The organism is Micromonospora alfalfae (genome assembly GCF_022230925.1).
Taxonomy (GTDB): Bacteria; Actinomycetota; Actinomycetes; order Mycobacteriales; family Micromonosporaceae; genus Micromonospora; species Micromonospora alfalfae.
In genome coordinates, this window is sequence record NZ_JAKKFH010000025.1 from 142,730 (window position 1) to 159,377 (window position 16,648).

At 68.3% G+C, this 16,648-nt stretch carries 19 protein-coding genes; all 19 read left to right on the plus strand.

Features of this window, described 5'->3' with window-relative positions; all coding sequences use genetic code 11:
- Positions 1-2: 2 nt before the first annotated feature.
- Positions 3-359 (plus strand): DUF2190 family protein, encoded by a 357-nt coding sequence (locus MED01_RS20775; protein ID WP_238670220.1) that lies wholly within the window; start codon positions 3-5, stop codon positions 357-359.
- A 14-nt stretch (positions 360-373) separates the two neighbouring features.
- Positions 374-1,612, plus strand: coding sequence for a phage major capsid protein (locus MED01_RS20780; RefSeq protein WP_238670221.1), 1,239 nt, complete (start codon positions 374-376; stop codon positions 1,610-1,612).
- Between the two features lie 2 nt (positions 1,613-1,614).
- Positions 1,615-2,070, plus strand: a complete 456-nt coding sequence (locus tag MED01_RS20785) for a hypothetical protein (RefSeq protein WP_238670222.1) — start codon at positions 1,615-1,617, stop codon at positions 2,068-2,070.
- A gap of 71 nt (positions 2,071-2,141) precedes the next feature.
- On the plus strand, positions 2,142-3,599 hold the full coding sequence (locus MED01_RS20790; protein ID WP_238670223.1) for a glycine-rich domain-containing protein: 1,458 nt from the start codon (positions 2,142-2,144) through the stop codon (positions 3,597-3,599).
- Positions 3,600-3,618: 19 nt separating this feature from the next.
- On the plus strand, positions 3,619-5,391 hold the full coding sequence (locus MED01_RS20795; protein ID WP_238670224.1) for a polysaccharide deacetylase family protein: 1,773 nt from the start codon (positions 3,619-3,621) through the stop codon (positions 5,389-5,391).
- A gap of 12 nt (positions 5,392-5,403) precedes the next feature.
- A complete protein-coding gene (locus tag MED01_RS20800; RefSeq protein WP_238670225.1) occupies positions 5,404-5,811 on the plus strand; it encodes a hypothetical protein in 408 nt (135 codons plus the stop codon).
- A gap of 3 nt (positions 5,812-5,814) precedes the next feature.
- Positions 5,815-6,249, plus strand: a complete 435-nt coding sequence (locus MED01_RS20805; RefSeq protein WP_238670226.1) for a DUF6093 family protein — start codon at positions 5,815-5,817, stop codon at positions 6,247-6,249.
- A gap of 13 nt (positions 6,250-6,262) precedes the next feature.
- Positions 6,263-6,616 (plus strand): HK97-gp10 family putative phage morphogenesis protein, encoded by a 354-nt coding sequence (locus tag MED01_RS20810; protein ID WP_238670227.1) that lies wholly within the window; start codon positions 6,263-6,265, stop codon positions 6,614-6,616.
- Positions 6,609-7,058 carry a hypothetical protein gene (locus MED01_RS20815; protein ID WP_238670228.1) on the plus strand — a complete coding sequence of 150 codons (450 nt, stop codon included), beginning with the start codon at positions 6,609-6,611 and terminating at the stop codon, positions 7,056-7,058. Before MED01_RS20810 ends, MED01_RS20815 begins: the two co-directional genes overlap by 8 nt.
- Positions 7,051-7,374: a hypothetical protein gene (locus MED01_RS20820; RefSeq protein WP_238670229.1), complete on the plus strand. Its 324-nt coding sequence runs from the start codon at positions 7,051-7,053 to the stop codon at positions 7,372-7,374. The genes MED01_RS20815 and MED01_RS20820 overlap by 8 nt, the downstream gene beginning before the upstream one ends.
- A 9-nt stretch (positions 7,375-7,383) precedes the next feature.
- Entirely contained in the window at positions 7,384-7,764 is a 381-nt protein-coding gene (locus tag MED01_RS20825; RefSeq protein WP_238670230.1) for a hypothetical protein, read from the plus strand.
- Between the two features lie 12 nt (positions 7,765-7,776).
- Positions 7,777-8,271: a phage tail tube protein gene (locus MED01_RS20830; RefSeq protein ID WP_443677140.1), complete on the plus strand. Its 495-nt coding sequence runs from the start codon at positions 7,777-7,779 to the stop codon at positions 8,269-8,271.
- Positions 8,272-8,369: 98 nt separating this feature from the next.
- Entirely contained in the window at positions 8,370-8,579 is a 210-nt protein-coding gene (locus tag MED01_RS20835; RefSeq protein WP_238670232.1) for a hypothetical protein, read from the plus strand.
- Entirely contained in the window at positions 8,576-9,151 is a 576-nt protein-coding gene (locus MED01_RS20840) for a hypothetical protein (protein ID WP_238670233.1), read from the plus strand. Before MED01_RS20835 ends, MED01_RS20840 begins: the two co-directional genes overlap by 4 nt.
- Before the next feature lie 119 nt (positions 9,152-9,270).
- The gene (locus tag MED01_RS20845) at positions 9,271-9,552 is read left to right on the plus strand and encodes a hypothetical protein (RefSeq protein WP_238670234.1); all 282 of its coding nucleotides are present in this window, start codon (positions 9,271-9,273) and stop codon (positions 9,550-9,552) included.
- An 18-nt stretch (positions 9,553-9,570) separates the two neighbouring features.
- Positions 9,571-12,657: a hypothetical protein gene (locus MED01_RS20850; RefSeq protein ID WP_238670235.1), complete on the plus strand. Its 3,087-nt coding sequence runs from the start codon at positions 9,571-9,573 to the stop codon at positions 12,655-12,657.
- Entirely contained in the window at positions 12,657-14,045 is a 1,389-nt protein-coding gene (locus tag MED01_RS20855; protein WP_238670236.1) for an SGNH/GDSL hydrolase family protein, read from the plus strand. The genes MED01_RS20850 and MED01_RS20855 overlap by 1 nt, the downstream gene beginning before the upstream one ends.
- An 18-nt stretch (positions 14,046-14,063) precedes the next feature.
- On the plus strand, positions 14,064-15,482 hold the full coding sequence (locus MED01_RS20860; protein WP_238670237.1) for a hypothetical protein: 1,419 nt from the start codon (positions 14,064-14,066) through the stop codon (positions 15,480-15,482).
- 98 nt (positions 15,483-15,580) lie between these two features.
- Positions 15,581-16,648 (plus strand): DUF5047 domain-containing protein, encoded by a 1,068-nt coding sequence (locus MED01_RS20865; protein ID WP_238670238.1) that lies wholly within the window; start codon positions 15,581-15,583, stop codon positions 16,646-16,648.

Consider the following 16,648-nt stretch of genomic DNA (forward strand, 5'->3'; position numbering starts at 1 on the left):
TCATGGCCAAGAACACCGTGTACATGTGGACCGACAGCCTGCCGCTGGTCTGCTCGGCGCCGGCCACCCCGCAGTCGGGTGACCCGGTCATCTGCGGGCAGATCCCGGGTGTCGCGCTCACCCCGAAGGACTCCAACAACGTCACGACGGTCGCCCTGAACGGCACCTTCGACCTGAGCGTCAAGGGTGAGACGACCACGGATGCGGCTATCGCGGTGGGCGACATCGTCTACTACGACACCGCCGCCACCCCCCACAAGATCAACAAGGACAACACGAACGGCGTCCGCTTCGGCTACGCCATGGCCGCCGTCGCATCCGGCGCCACCGCCACCATCCCTGTCCGCGTCGGCTACTAGGAGACCCGCCGAACATGACGACTTCCATGCTCGACGCTGGTCTCGGCACGCTGGGCCAGCTCGAAACCTTCCAGGCCGGCACCGAGGGTGCCGCCACCAACGCCATCTTCGGCGGCGACGGCACCCTGCTCACCGGCAACCGCCGGCAGCGGCGCCAGGAGTCCGCCCAGTACAAGCGGAACCTGATCCAGCTCACCCGCCTGTACCGGGGCACCATCGAGGGTGACCGCCGCGCCACCGTCGCCTTCCAGGAGGCCATGTCCCGCGCGGACTTCACCAACCTGTTCGGCGACATCATCGACCGGCAGCTCCTGGCCGCCTACCAGACCCGGCCCGTGCAGTGGCCGTCGTACGCCAAGCGGGGCCGGGTGCGGGACTTCCGCACCGTCAAGCGGTTCACCCTCGACGGCGGCGAAGGTGTCCTCAACCAGGTCAAGGAACTCGCCCCGTACAAGGTGCGCAGCGTCTCTGACGCCGCCTACGAGTACGCGGTCGCGAAGTACGGTGACCAGATCGCCGTGTCGTGGGAAACCATGGTCAACGACGACCTGGACGCGCTCACCGAACTGCCCACCCGCCTGGGTAACGCCGCCCGGCGCACTGAGGAGAAGTTCGCCGCGCAGCTGTTCTCCGGCTCCGGCGGCCCCAACAGCACGTTCTTCTCCAACGCGAACCGGAACCAGATCAACGCCTCGGTGACGGGTGCGGGCACCCCCACCAACCCGGCGCTGACCGTCCAGGGTCTTCAGTACGCCATGCAGACCCTGGGCCAGCAGAAGGACACCGACGGCGGCCCCATCTACGTCGAAGGTGTCACCCTCGTGGTGCCCCCGGCGCTGGAGGTCGCGGCGAACAACATCGTCAACGCCACCGAAATCCTCGCCGCAACCGGCGGCGGACCGGGCACCGGCAACGACCAGCTTCGGGTGGCCAACTGGATGCGCAACCGCGTGTCCGTCGTGGTGAACCCGTGGCTGCCGATTGTTAACACCACCAACGGCAACAGCGCCTGGTACGTGTTCGCAAACCCGAACGTGGGCCGCCCGGCCATGGAGCTGGGTTTCCTCATCGGCCACGAAACCCCCGAACTGTGGGTGAAGTCCCCCAACGCCATGCGCGTCGGCGGCGGGCCGGTGGCCCCGGAGGAGGGCGACTTCGAGCACGACGCCATCCAGTACCGGGTTCGCATGGTTGTGGGCGGAACGCTCATGGACCCGAAGTCCGCTGTCGTCTCGAACGGCACGGGCGCCTGATCATGCCGCGCGCCCGTCCGAATCTGGGCACAGCGTTCGGCACTGACGGGCCGTGGCTCGCCGCGATCCTCGACACGCTCGGGGACATCGCGGACCTTCTCGACGCCCGGCTCCCTGCCCCCGCTTCGGCGGACGGCGGGGAGCCGGCGCCGGGCGGCCCGGTCCGTATCAGCGAACCCGCCCCCGAGCGGCGACCGGACAAGACAGCAACACCTGTGTCGGAACCGGCCGCCGACGAGCCGCCGACTGAGGACGACGACGAGTCGGTTGAGGTGACCGAACCCGCACCGGACGACCGGCCGTCGCTTCCACCACCACCGCCTCGCCGCGGCAAGGGCTCCGGCCTCGACGCTTGGCAGGCGTTCGCGAACGTCGCCAAGGTGAAGTACCCGGCGGACGCAAGCCGCAACGACATCGCCGACGCCTGCGAGCGCGCAGGCGTGATCCCCGCCAGCTAGAACACCACCGCCTCATCCAGCCGCGCCCCCGCCGCGCGGCCCTTCGGCCTGCCCTGAAAGAGAGTCCCACCATGCCCGTGCCCGCTGGAGGCAACCCATCTGGTGGTGCGTCGTCACGGCTCACCGGGCCGGATGAGGCGTACCGCGTCGTGTACCTGCAAGACGGTCGCGCGAAGGCCCGCGGCTACCCGGTGCCGTTGTTCGCCGATGAGGGCGGGTCGGTGCCCGCCGATGTGCTGACGATGACCGGTGATGACATCGTGGAGTCCACGCTGATCGTGGACGTGCACTCCCGCATCCCCCTCTTCCAGTACCCGGAGGGCGCGGACGTCGTCTACACGTCGATCAACGGCGGCCCGATTGTGCCGTTGTATGCGCGCACCGATGATCGGATGGACACGCTCAGCGAGGTCGTTGCCGGGTCGCTGGACCGCTCGAACCACACGGGCACCCAGTCGTATACGACGATCACCGGCCTTGGGGATGCGGCCCTGCGGGGTGTGGGCACCGCCAACGGCACTGTCGCGGCAGGTAACGACGCCCGCATTGTGGGGGCCGCCCAGAAGTCCGCGAACTTGGGCGATTTGGCGAACTCGGCGACGGCCCGCGCGAACCTCGGTTTGGGCAACGTCGACAACACCGCTGATGCCAGCAAGCCGGCGTCGGGTCCGCAGATCACCGCCATCAACCAGGCGGTCGCCGCCGCGGCTACTGCTGGTGCGCCGGATGTGCAGACGTTCACGGCGGACGGGACGTGGACGAAGCCGGCCGGGGCGAAGATGGTGCAGATCATCGCGATCGGCGGCGGTGCCGGCGGCGGGTCCGGTCGTCGCGGCGCGGCCACCACGAACCGCGGCGGCGGTGGTGGCGGTAGCTCCGGCAACATGCTGCCCGCAGTGTTCCTGCCCGCCTCACTGCTCCCCGCCACCGTTGCGGTGACTGTGGGCGCGGGTGGTGCTGGTGGCCCGGCCGTGACCGTCGATGATTCGGGCGGCCAGAACGGCTCCAACGGTGGGCACAGTGTGTTCACCGGGTTCGTGACCGCGTACGGCGGTTTGGGCGGCGGTGGCGGTACGACCGCTGGTGGAACTGCTGGCGGTAACTTCTCCGGCCTCAACGCGGCAGGGTCCGCGGGTGGCACCGGTGTAGGCGTGTCGTCCGGCAACCCGTCCTACGGGCCGTCCGGCGGCCCCGGTGGTGGTGGTATCAGCACCGCCGACGTGGCCTCGAACGGTGGCGGCGCCAACCAGATCGTGTTCGCGTCGGCCGCTGGTGCGGTGAACCGGGGCGGTCAGGTTGTTGGTGGTGCGGTGGCACTGGCCGGCGGCTCCGTGCCGGTTGGCACCCCCCTGCCCGGTGGTGGCGGCGGTGGTGGCGCGGCGAGCATCACCGGCCCTGCCGGGGCTGGCGGCAACGGCGGCCTGTACGGGGCCGCGGGTGCTGGTGGTGGGGCTTCGCTCAACGGCAACAACTCAGGCAAGGGCGGCGACGGGGCTCCCGGCATCGTCCAGGTCATCACCTACATCTAGCCCGGAAGAGGTGTAGCTGATGGCGCGTCTCATTGGTCCCGACGAGTCGTTGCGGTTGGTGTACCTGCGTGACGGGCGTGCCCGTGCGCAGGGGTTGCTGGTGCCGCTGTGGGCTAACCAGGCGTGCACCATCCCAGCGGATGTGTTGACCGTTGATGGTGACCCGATCCCCACGGCCACGGTGACGATCGACGAGTACTCCCGCATTCCCCAGTTCCAGTTTCCCGACGGCGCGGACGTCGTCTACACCGCGGTTCACGGGGGTCCGGTGACCGCCTTGCGGGCCGCCACGGACGCCCGGGTGTCCGCGCTGGCCGATCAGGTCGGCGGTGTGGTGGGTCAGGTGTCCACGGCCATCGCGGACGCCCCGGCGAAGTCCGCGAACCTCGCCGACCTGCCCAGCGCGTCGACCGCCCGAGTGAACCTTGGCCTGGGGAACGTCAACAACACCCCGGACATGTCTAAGCCGGTGTCCACCTTGCAGCAGACCGCGATCAGTGGGGTGCAGTCGGCGCTGACGACGGCCATCGCCGATGTGCAGGCCGCCGCCGCCGCGCCGATCGAGGTCGCCGGGCAGAACCTCACCGGTCAGGCGTTGCAGGCCAAGGGCGGGTCGATCGGCACCGGCGGGAAGCCGGTCGTGTCGATCCGTTTCGACCATCACTTGACCAATTTGAAGAACAACATTTGGCCGTTGCTGGTGGCCCGGGGCATGCCGGCGACGGTGGGTGTGGTGTCCCGGTGGCCGACGGGTGACAGCCTGTCGACGGGCACCACGTGGTCGGATCTGCGGGCCATGTGCCGGCAAGGGTTGGAGGTGTGGTCGCACTCGGCGACGCACGCCGACGCGCCCACCTTCGAGCGCCTGGTCGAGGAAATCGTCACCTCGAAGGCGGAGATTGAGGCGCAGGACATCAAGGTGTGGGGCTGGCAGGTTCCCGGCTTGGAACCGACCGACCCCAGCTGGCGGTTGGAGACGAACGCCCACCTTGCCGGCACCGCTGGCCGCCTGATCGCCCAGACGTACCCGTTCAGTGAGGGCTACACCCTGGGCTCGACGTGGCGTCCGATGCCGCACAGGGCCTACCACGGACTTAACCACCTCACCATTGAGGGCATGAGCCAAGCGGCCGTGCAGTCGACGGTGACGCAGGCCCTCGCCTACGGCGCAGGCATCCAGCTGATGCTCCACCCCGGGTACATCGGCCTCAACGGCTACATGTCCCTGGCATCGCTGACCGGAGTCCTGGACTGGTTGGCTGCGAAGCGAGACGCCGGGGACCTTGAGATCATGACCGCGACTGGTCTGATCGCCGCCGACCCCGGGCACAGCCGCCGGCTCAACCTGATCGGCAACTCCAGTTTCGACCCCGACTATGCGGCGTTCTGGACTGGGTGGAGTCACGGCGCGGGTGTCAGCCTACGCACCACGACCGGGCACACCGGGGCGAACTTCGTGGAGTTCACCACGTCGGGCACCGCCAAACTGGTGCAGGCCAGCAGCGCGCTCACGTACACGGGCACGCAGGGTGGGACGGTGCGGGTGGAGGCGTGGATCCGGGCTACCGGGGCGCTGCCCGCAACGGGCACCATCCGGCTGGTCGACAACACCACCCCGTCGCGGTACGACGAAACCCGCTCGTTCACCCCGTCGACGCTCAACGTGTGGCAGCAGGTCCACTTCAACACCACCCTGCACCCGGCGACCATGCAACTGCGCATCGAGCTGGGCAGGGACGCGAACGTCGCCCAGCCCATCCAGTTCGACGACATCAGCGTCACACCCGTCTGAGGGAGGGCTGCCGTGCCGGTTCCCGCTGGCGGCGATGAGCTGATTTTCAGCAACGACCTGACCCAACCCGTCGGGATGGTGCGGCTGCTGATCACGGACACGTCGGACGTGCCGGCCAACCAGTTGTTCAGCGATGAACAGTTGTCGGCGTTGCTGGTGATGGAAGGCGGCGGGGTCAAGCGCGCCGCCGCCGCCGCGTTGGACATCATCTCCCACTCTGAGGTGCTGATCTCGAAGAAGATCACCACCCAGGACTTGAGCACGGACGGGCCCGCTGTGGCCGCCGAGCTGAGGGCGCAAGCGAAGGCGCTACGGGAGCAGGCACGGCAGGATGCCGACGACGTGGCGGGCGGGCCGGACGCGTGGGCGATCTCGGTCGCCGACTTCGACCCGAACGCCGCCTACCGGTACGGGTGGTGACTGGTGCCGCTACCCAACACGCACCTGATCCACCCCCAGTTCGAGCAGCATCACCGGCCGGTCGCCGACCGCCAGGCCACCGCCACCTGCCGGGTGGAACGCCCCGCGCAGCAGGCCGAATGGGACGACGCGGCCGGGAAGAACATCTACCCGCCGCCGCAGATGCTGTACGAGGGCCCGTGCCGCTACCAGTACCTGTCCCCCGCCGGGCAGCCGGTCGTTGCGGACACCACCACGCCCCTCGCTGATGTGCGGGTCACCCTGCCGGTGGGTGAGGTGGTGTATCAGGCCAACGACCTGGTGACGCTCACCGCGACCGCCACCAACCCTGACCTGGTGGAGCCGCCCCGAACGTTGACGGTGGTCGCCGTGTCCGGCAGCTCCATCTCATGGCAGCGGGACCTGACCTGCCAGTTGAGGCAGCCCACCACCCGATAGCAGGGGGTGCGCGGTGGACGACTTCGACCGCCTGGCCGACGACATGGACGGCGCCGGAGACAAACTGGGCCGCGACGTGCACGGGCTGGTGCGGTCATCCACCCTGCGAACGGAACAGATCGGTAAAGCCGGGGCGCCCGTTCTCACCGGGCTCCTGCGTTCGTCAATCACCTCGGATTTCGACGGTGGCCCTGGCGCAGATGTGATCTCCGGCGAAACAGGCCCGAACACGTCCTACGACATTTTCGTTCATGCTGGGACGAGCCGTCAGGCGCCGAATCCGTTTATGGACCGGGCCGCCGACGTGGTGGAACCCCTGTTCTACGCCGCCGCCGCACAACTGGGCGGGCAGGTGCTCGATGGCTGACACCGACGTCGGATGGGCGCACGCCGAAGGGCTGGCCGCCCTACTCGAAGGTCTGCCGTACCGCCTGTTCATTGGCGAGGTCACCGACGCTGGCGGCCCGTTGGAGTACCCGCACCTGATCCTGTGGCCACCACCGGCCACCCGACCCACGGTCACCCTCAACGGGTACGCGGGTGAGGTCACCACCACCACCCAGATCACAGCGGTGGGCAGGGATCCCCGGGAAGCGATCACCGCCTTGGATCGGGCGTCCGCCCTGTTGCACCGCCGCCGGCCCACCATTGAGGGCCGCCGGTGCTCGGTCATCACCTCGGAGCCGGGCGCAGCAGGTCCACCGCAGCCGCAGCGCGACGAGCAGGCCCGCACCCCCGACGGGCACCCCCCGTACTTCACCTTCGCCCAGTTCACCCTGCACTCATCACCTCGGAGCCCTGATGGCTGAGATCCCCGTTCGCACACCCTCCTTTGAGGGCATCAACCTCAACCTCACCGCCGCCGCGGCGAACGACACCGCGAAGTGTGGTGCCGGGTATTCGCTGCTGGTCAACAACGGCTCCGGGTCGCCGATGACGGTGACGATCGCCGTGCCCGGCAACACCAACTATGGGGTGGCCGCACCGGACAAGGTGTTCACCATTCCCGCCGGCCAGTTGTGGTCGATTCCGCTGCTCGACGTGTACCGGGATCCGGCGGACCGCATGGCGCATCTCACATGGTCGTCGACGACCACGGTCACTCGCATCGTGACGAAGCGGTAAGGGGGCGTCGTGCCGAAGTGGATCAGGGTGCGGGACACCAGCACCGGACATCAGTTCGACCTGGAAGCCCGCGCGTTGGAGCACCGCCGTGGTGTGGAGCCGGTCGGCGACCCGGAGCGGTGGCCGGACATTGAGGGCCCACGTGTGGGACCGCGCCCGGCGAAGCCGTTCGTCGGCAAGGACGGGCTCGCCCGTTCCTTCAACCCGGATGCGACCTCGGATGGCGGTGCCGTTGACACCAGTCAGGTGCCCGGCGACAGCGAGCATGCCGACAGCGATGAGGGCCACCCGGACAACGATGCCCCCGCCGACGGTGGGCGCCCCCGCCGCAGCAAGCCCACCAGCACACCGGCCGACGCGCCGACTGACAGCAACGCACCGAAGGAGTGACCCAAAGTGACAATGCCCAATTCGGTGCCTGCTGACGGTAACCAGGCCGTCTGGTGGGCGCCCGCCCTCGCCGACCCCGAGCACCCGACCGTCGGCGAACTCACCGCCCCGTCGGTGATCGACGCGTCGTGTTACCTGACCGCTGAGGGGTGGACCCCGGCCACCGATGAGCAGGTTGTTGCCGACCAGCGGCTGTGCTCAACGTCCGACTACGAGCAGCCCGGCCGGTTGCAGCACACCCTCGCCGTCAGCTACGTGCACAACCCGGACTCCCCGGCGGACAACGAGCTGTACTTGGCGCTCACCCGGCTGACCACCGGTTTCTGGGTGGCCCGCGTTGGTGTCCCCTACGACCAGGCCATCGCGGCGGGAGACGTCGTGGATGTGTACCCGGCGAAGATGGGTTGGCGGACGAAGAACCCGGGCGCGGCGAACGCTGTGCTGACGGTGTCGCAGAAGCCGTTCATCACCGGGCAGGTCATTCAAGACGCTGTCGTCGTCGCCTGACCCCTCGCGCTCCCCTGATCTGGCGGTGTGGGCTTCGCAGCCCTTAGCCCACACCGCCTCCAAACCATGTCCAAGGGCTGATATGAAAAGGGCTGACCATGGCAGAAGTTGTGATCGCACCTGTTGGTGCTCGCGGCGAATACCGTATGACCGTCGACGGCGTAGACATCTCCGATGCGGTGAAGGCGGACAGCTTGCGCCTCACCTTCGAGAACGACCGTCCCGCATTGGAACTGGTGCTGATACCCGAGTCCGCGCGGATCGAGCTTGCGGACCCCGTGGTGCGGGTTGTGGAGGGGCTGTCATGACCGACACCACCACCACCGAACCGGCGCGGCCGAGCACCAAAGACCGCCTCAAGGGCGCGAAGCTCCCCGAACGCACCGTCGACATCTGCTTGCGCGGGGACCTGCAAGCCGAGTGGGAAGACCTCCACCGGCAACTGGCCGACGCCGAGTTGGCGGCAGCGAAGGACAAGCGGCTGGCCGGGGACAAGCGTGCCCGTGACATCGGCGAGCAGATCACCGCCGTGCAGGACCAGATGCGCGCCGACACCATCGTGTTCCGCATGCGTGGCCTGGGCCGCAAGCGGTGGGACCGGCTGATGAAGGAGCACCCGCCGCGTAAGGACAACGACGAAGACACCCAGCTCGGGTACAACGCGGACACGTTCATGGAGGCGTTGATCCGGGCGTGCACGTACTCCCCCGACGACTTGGACGACGACACGTGGGCGGAACTGCTCGGCGACGACAAGGCCGACGGGAAGCTCACGGAGTGGCAGTTCGCCCAGTTGCAGAACACTGCCCTCGCGTTGAACGTGCGCAAGGTTGACGTCCCAAACTCGTTCGCCGCCTCACGGCTGACCCAGCCCTCCTAGCGAGGGTTGAAGCTGCGAGGCGGCTGGGGCTGTCGCTGCGCGAGTTTGATGGTTGGACCCCGGACCGGGTCACCGAATACGAGTACGACGGCGACCGCCTGGTGCGGTCTACCGAGTGGGTGGAATCTGCGTGGGATGAGCAGCAGCGCGCCTGGATGCTGGCCCTCACCGAATACGAGGCCGACACGTGCCCGCACTGCGGTGGTCCGTCGGAGGTGTGCCAGTCGAAGGACGCCGACCGGAACAACCCCCGGGCGCGGTGGATTTACTGGCCGGTCACCCCCGCCGAATGTGCGGTCACCACTGCGATGCGGTTGCACAAGCAGGACCAGGAAGACACGCGGGCGCTGATACCCCGTGTGGTGCGGGTGCGCCGGGGCAGCCCACGCCCAACCCTCTGACCGTGAGCGGGGGCTGTGGTGACGCGTCGCATCTCCGTGCAGTTTCTGGCCGAACTCACCCAGTTCAAGCGGGGCATGCGCGGCGGCGCGGACGAGGTCCGCAACGTCAAGCGGGAAGCGGTCGCCGCGCAACGCGAGGTCGCCGGCCTCGGCAAAGCCGGGGAGAAAGCCGGACGCCAACTGGGTGACGGCATCACCCAGGGCGCCGAACGCAAGCTGCGGGGTCTGCGGGGACGGTTCGTCAAGGCTGGGCAGGAGTCCGGCAAGGGCTTCGGTGACGGCTTCGAAAAGGGCACCCGAGACGGGTTCGGCAAGGTCGCCGGCATCCTGGGCAGTGGTGTGCTCGGCGCTGGCGCCGCCGCACCGTGGCAGGGGTTGGCGTCCATCCCCGCCGTCGCCGGGGCCGCCGCGGTGTCGTTGCAGGGCATCCCGCCGCTGCTCGCCGCGATCGGCGGCGGACTGGGAGCCATCCCCACCCTGGCGGCAGGTTCGGCAGCGTCCATCGGCACCGTCAAGCTGGCCACCGCCGGCTTGGGTGATGCGATCAAGGAAACGTTCGCCGACGACCGTGACCCGTACCTGAAGTTGTCCCGCAATGGGCAGAAGTTCGTCACCTCGCTGGGCGCGCAACGCCACGCCCTCATGGGGTTGCGGGACCTCGCCCAGAACACGGTGTTCGACGGGTTGGACCGGGAGGTCAACGACCTGGCGTCGGTGGCGTTGCCGTTCGCCCGCACCCAGGTTCTCCGGTTCGGTACCACCTGGAACACCACGTTCCGGGAGGTCGCCGCCCTGGGCCGCGATCCCGGTTTCCTCGCCGGACTGGACGCGGCGTTCGACACCGCCGACGGGTTCTTCGACCGGGTCAACGAGCGGATCGCCCCCACCGGGCGGTCCCTTGGGCAACTGTTCATGTCGTCAACCCCGGCGGTCAACGCGTGGGGTGACGGCATCCTCGGGTACGCCGACCAGTTCAACGAGTGGATTGACCGCACCGCCCGCTCAGGGCAACTCGACCGGTTCTTCCAAGACGCCGCAGTGCAGGCTGACGCCCTGCTCGACATCGGCCGGGAAATCTTCACCCTGATCGGCCGGATCGGCGGCATGCAGTCCGGGTCGACGCTGCTGAGGGACATGGCCGACGCGTTGGCCCGGTTCAACGCCGAAGCCCACAACATGCGGTCGGTGGAGGGCATCATCCGCACCGGCAACGCCGCCATCGCCGGTGTTGTCGACGTTCTGGTCGTGCTGGGGGAAACGCTGGGGGAAACCCTCGCCGACCCGGGCACCGCCGCCGCCGTCGCCCTGTTCTTCGACGTGTTGAAGATGGGCGCGCAGATCGTCGGCGGCCTGGCGCAAACGTTCGGCCTGCTACCGGACCCCATTCAGGCGGTGCTGCTGGCCGGCGCCGCACTGGTGTTGTTGGGCGGCCGGCTGTTCAGCGCCTTCGGTAAAGCCCAAACCGCTGTTGGTGGGCTCACGGGTCGACTGAACGAGGCGGGGCCGGCAGGTCAGCGGGCAGCCCGTGGCATCGACTCGTCGGCGAAGGCCGCCGGGAAGGCTGTGGCCGCGTTCGCCGCATTGCAGGTCGCCTCCGCTGTGCTGTCCGGGTTCCGCCGCGACGCCGCCGACGTGGACCGCCTCGCCGAATCCCTCAAGAAGCTGGCCGTCAACGGTCAGGTGTCCGGGGAGGCGCAGCGGATTTTCGGCAAGGACCTCGACGGCATTGCCATGTCCGCTGCTGGTGCAACCGGATGGTACGAGAAGTTCAACCAGAAGCTGGAGGGGTCGATCCCGCTGCTGCGGGACATCCGCGAAGGTGTGTTCGGGTCGTCGTTCTCATCCCACGCTGATGACATCAAAGCGTTGGACGAGTCGTTGGCCCGGCTGGTGGAGACGTCCGGTAAGACGGCGTCGTTTGAGGTGTGGAACCGGGTCCTGTCCGAGTCGGGCATGAACGCCGACGAGTTGATCAAACTGTTCCCCGGGTATGCGGCGGCGTTGGAGAACGCCGAGCAGGCCGCCGGTGGTGCGGCAGCCCAGCAGCAGTTGCTGTCCGGGTCGATGCAGGACGCCATCACCGCCATGGGCTCGTACACCCGCGCCTGGGAGGTACTGAACGGCGCCCAGTTGTCTTCCGATGAGGCGGCGTTGGCGGCGAAGGACGCCATCGATCAGGTGACCGAGGCGTTCAAGACCAACAAGGATGTGGTTGACGGCAACTCGCGGGCGGCGTTGGAGAACCGCATCGCCGTCGGGCAGGCCGCTCAGGCTGCGGCCGAAGCCGCGCAGAAGAAGTACGACGAGTCCGGGTCCATTGAGGTGGCGAACGCCGCCTACGACTCGTACATCGCAGCACTGCGCCGGACCTTGGATCAGACGAACCTGACCGACGCCGAGATCGACACCCTGTTGGCGACGTACGCGCAGATGCCCCCGGTCAAGAAGACTGAGGTGTCGGCGCCGGGTGCCACGACGGCGACGAGGCAGGCCGAGGATTTCAACTTCGCGGTCCGCAGCGTTCCGCCGTCGAAGACGGTGCCGTTCTGGGCGACCACGAAAGAGGCCACAGCGGCTGTTAACGCCCTCAAGGCGAAGATCAACGATCTGCGGGACAAGCACATCTACATCAGCGGCACCGTCCGGTGGACCAGCAAGGGCGACTTCAAAGTCCCCGGCGGAACCTTGCTCAAAGACCGGTGGGGTGGGGTTCACGAAGGCGGCTACATGAAAGCCGCCACCGGTGTGCTGCGGGAAGCGGCCATGTTCGGTCCGCGCTCCCCCGGCCGGTACATGATCGCCGAACCGGAAACCCAAGGCGAGGCGTTCATCCCCAAGGTCGGCAACCGGGACCGTGCGATCAGCATCGGCCGACGGGCCATGGAGTGGCATGGCATGGCCGTAGTCCCCAAGGGGTGGCTGTCCGGGAACCCGGGCAGCATCACCACCACCGCGACCGCACCCGCACACGACAGCGCCCCCGTGATCCCGCTTGAGATCCCGATCTACATCGGCGATGAGGTGGTGCGGGTGGTGCGCACCGAGATCAGCGGCAACAACCGGCAACTGAGGCGGCAGCTCGGCGCCGGGGCGGGGAGGGTGTGATGGCACGTCTCCTCGGCCCCGACGCCGGCACCCGCTACGCGTACCTGCCCTCAGGCGCACCGGCGGCCAACGCCAACGCTGTCGTGTACACAGACAGCGCAGGCACCGCCCTCGCGGACATTCGCACCTACGACGGTTCGGAAACACCCGGCGCGGTCATCCTCGCCTCGCAGGTCACCACCGACTCGAACGGGCAGCTTCAACTGTTCTGGTTCCCCGACGGTGTGGACCGGCTGTGGGTGCGTGTTGGCGACGGGCCGCTGTTCCCATCGGACGCGGACAACAACCGCCGCCTCGACGCCTTGTCCGCCGCGGTGGACGGCGCCGGCCACAACCGGGCGTTGCGCAAGTGGTACGGGGCGTTGGCCGCCCGGCACGAGTCGATCGCCTCAGTGGTGGTGATTGGTGACTCCAACTCCGAAGGGTCGGGGGTGACGTCGCTGCGGCGCCGCTGGCAGCAGGTGTTGCAGTTGGAGTTGCGGGCACGGTTCCAACCATCGGGGGTGACGGGGGCGACGGCCGCGTATGTTTCGGCGTCGCCGCGCATGAGCCCCCTACCGGGTGACTACCCGCGCACGGTGACCGCCGGGGTGACCACGGCTTCGTACGGGTTGGGGTTGCGCGCTGCCGCTGTCATCACCGGCGAGTCGGTGACGTTCACGTTCACGGGCACCAGGGCCAAGTTGTACGGGACGAAGGGTTCCAGCGTCGGCAAATACTCGATCCGGCTCAACGGGGCCGCCGAGGTGGTCGTCGACGGGGCCAACGCGTCGGTGGTCAACGGCCAACTGATCTGGGATTCGGGTGCGTTGACGGTGGGCGCGCACACGGTGCTGGTGGCCCGCGCCGCTTCCACGGTGACCAGCCCTGGCCCGGTGTACCCGGAGGGCCTGGCCACGTACAACGGTGACGAGTCGTCGGGTGTGCGGGTGATCGACGCGTCGAGGCACGGGGCGACCCTGGCGACGTTCACCGGGTCCGCGGCGTGGCAGACCGCGTTCACCGCCGTGGAGGGCAAAGGGTTGCTGATCATGCCGTGGGGGGCGAACGACGCCACCTCCGGCACCAGCCCGGCGGCGTTCCGCACCGGCGTGGAGGCGCTGATCTCCGCCGCCCGCACCGCCGGCTTCGCGGGCTCGGTGCTACTGGTGCAGATGCCGAAGCGGGGCACCGCCGTTGAGCAGACCTGGGTGGACTACCTGGCGCAGATAGACGCCATTGCCGCCGCCGACCCAGACGTGGCCACCCTCAACCTGCGGGCGCGAATGCCCGACCAGGGCACCTCCGAAGCGACGGCGCTCGGCCTGTACGCCGACGAAGTCCACTACACGGACAAAGGCCACGGGTGGATCGCCGACCAGATCGCCACAGCCATCCTGCCTCGATAGTCGGACGGAGGTGAACCCGTGCCGATCCCCGCAGGCGGTGGAACCCCACCGGTCATCCCCACCGGACCCCTGTACTACGACCCGGTGTTGTCGCGGGTGCGCCTCACCGCCGACGGCCTCCTCGATACGGAACCGTGGACGGTGCAACGGTCCACCGACCTGATCCGATGGGCGACCGTGCGCGGTGGTTCACAGCTCACCCCGGTTGCCGGCACAGTGCAGGTCGACGACTACGAGTTTGCCCCGAACGTCACCAACCACTACCGGGTGATGGGACCCGCCTGGTGGGACACGTTTAGCCGCACCGTCACCGGCGGGTGGGGCGGCACATGGGTCACCTCCGGTGGCACCGGAGCCAACTACGCCGTTCCGGGTGCTGTCGCCCAGCATCTACAGACCGGCCCCGGCACCCTGCTCACCTCGTTGGTGGATGTGGGCCTCACGTCCGGCACCCTCCGCGTTGATGTGAACGTGCCGGTCACCCCCACCGTCGCACCGATCACCGTGTGGGTTCCGGTGCGCGCCACCGGCCTCAGTGACTACTACGTCGCACACTTGACCTTCGGCACCGACGGGTCGGTGAAACTGTCCATCGGCAAACGGGTCGGTGGGACACTTACCTTCCCTGTCAGCTTGGTTCCGGTCGGCACGAACAACCCGGCGTTCCGGTGGCAGATCCGGGTGGACTGGCAGGGTTCCACGGTGCGGGCGCTCGCCTTCCAGGGCAACTTTGTGCCCGACTGGCAGGCCACCATGACCGACCCGGACATCACCGTGGGCACCCAGGCTGGGGTGTTGACGCGCTTGGAAACCGGCAACACCAACGGTGCGGTCACCATCACCGTCGACAGTTTCGTGGTCACATCCCCGCAGGCGGCGGCGTTCACCGGTTCCATCGTCCCCGACCTGGACACGGTGTGGCTCAAGTCCATTGCCAGACCGTTCCTCAACCGGGCAGTGGTGGTTCGGGACTTCTCGGACATCACCCGCCGCTCGCGGGCCGGGGTGTTCGACGTTAAAGGCCGCACCATGCCGGTGGCGGTCACCGACGTGCGCGGCTCCCGGCAGTGGACGTTGGACGTCAACACGTACAACGAGCAGGAACGCACCGACCTGGATTCCCTCCTAGCCGGCGGCGACATCCTGCTCGTGCACGTGCCCGCGAACTCGGGGCGGATCTCCGCCGCACCCGGCGGGTATGTGACCGTGGGCGACACCCGGGAAACAACGCTGCCCACGGCGGAGCTGACCAACCGGGTGTTCACCCTGCCGCTGACGGAAGTCGCCGCGCCGGGCCCTGACGTGGTGGGGTCCACAGGCACGTGGCAGACGGTGCTCAACACGTACGCGACGTGGGCGGATGTGATGGCAGCCCATTCGTCGTGGACCGATTTGCAGGAACTCATCGGCGACGGCACAGAGGTCGTAGTTTCCTGACCCAGCCGGCCTAGTGCCAACCTGAGCAGGCCGGGGGTGCGACTGTGCGCCCTGTCAGCGACGCATTCCTCCGCACCGTGCGAGGCGGTCACCGGGCCGTGTTCGAAGCCCGCGTGGTCACCCCAGGGCAAACCGGCGTCAACCCGACCGGCACCACCATCCCCATCCACGACGGTGACGTGCAGTTGGACGGCACCGCCGACGTTCGGTCAACACTGGAGTTGACCACCATCGACACCAACCTGTGGCCCACCGGGGCGGGTTCCCTACTCGCCCCCTACGGCAATGAAGTGTTCGTCCGCCGGGGTATCGCGTTCGGCAGCGGGACCGTTGAGTGGGTGTCCCTCGGCTACCACCGCATCGATACCTCCGAGCAGGACGACGCCCCCGACGGGCCCATCAGGGTGTCCGCCCGTGACCGCATGGCCGGCATCGTCGACGGCAGGTTGACCGCACCTCGACCGTTCCCCGCCGCCACCACCCGAGGTGCGCTCCTCACCGCCCTGGTCACCGAGATTTACCCGTGGGCGACCATCGAATGGGACGACACCGCCGAACGGGACGAGGCGATAGGCCGGCAAACCATCGCCGAAGAAGACCGGTACGCCGTGTGCAACGACGTGGTCACCTCGGCGGGTAAAACGTGGTGGTGGGACCACCGGGGCATCCTCGTGGTCCGCACCCCCACCCCCGTCGGCAGCCCCGTGTGGGACGTCAACCACGGTGAAAACGGGGTCCTCGTCGAACTGGGACGCAGGCTCACCCGCTCCGGCGCATACAACGGTGTCGTCGCCACCGGTGAGGGGGCCGACACCGCGTACCCGGCGCGGGCGGTGGCCGTGGACACCAACCCCAACTCGCCCACCTTCTGGGGCGGCCCGTTCGGGAAAGTCCCCTACTTCTACAACTCGCCGCTGCTGACCAGTGTGGCGCGGGCGCGGGCCGCAGCAGCGACCACCCTCGCCCGCATGACCGGCCTGCCCTACGCGGTGGATTTGACTTCCGTGCCCAACCCGGCGCTCGAACCAGGCGACCCCATCCGGGTCACCTACCCGGGCCGCACCGAAACGCACATCATCGACCGGATGACCATCCCCCTCACCGTGGAACAACCCCTGTCCGCGTCCACCCGCGAACAGTCCACCGTCCTGACCGGGGAGGCATAA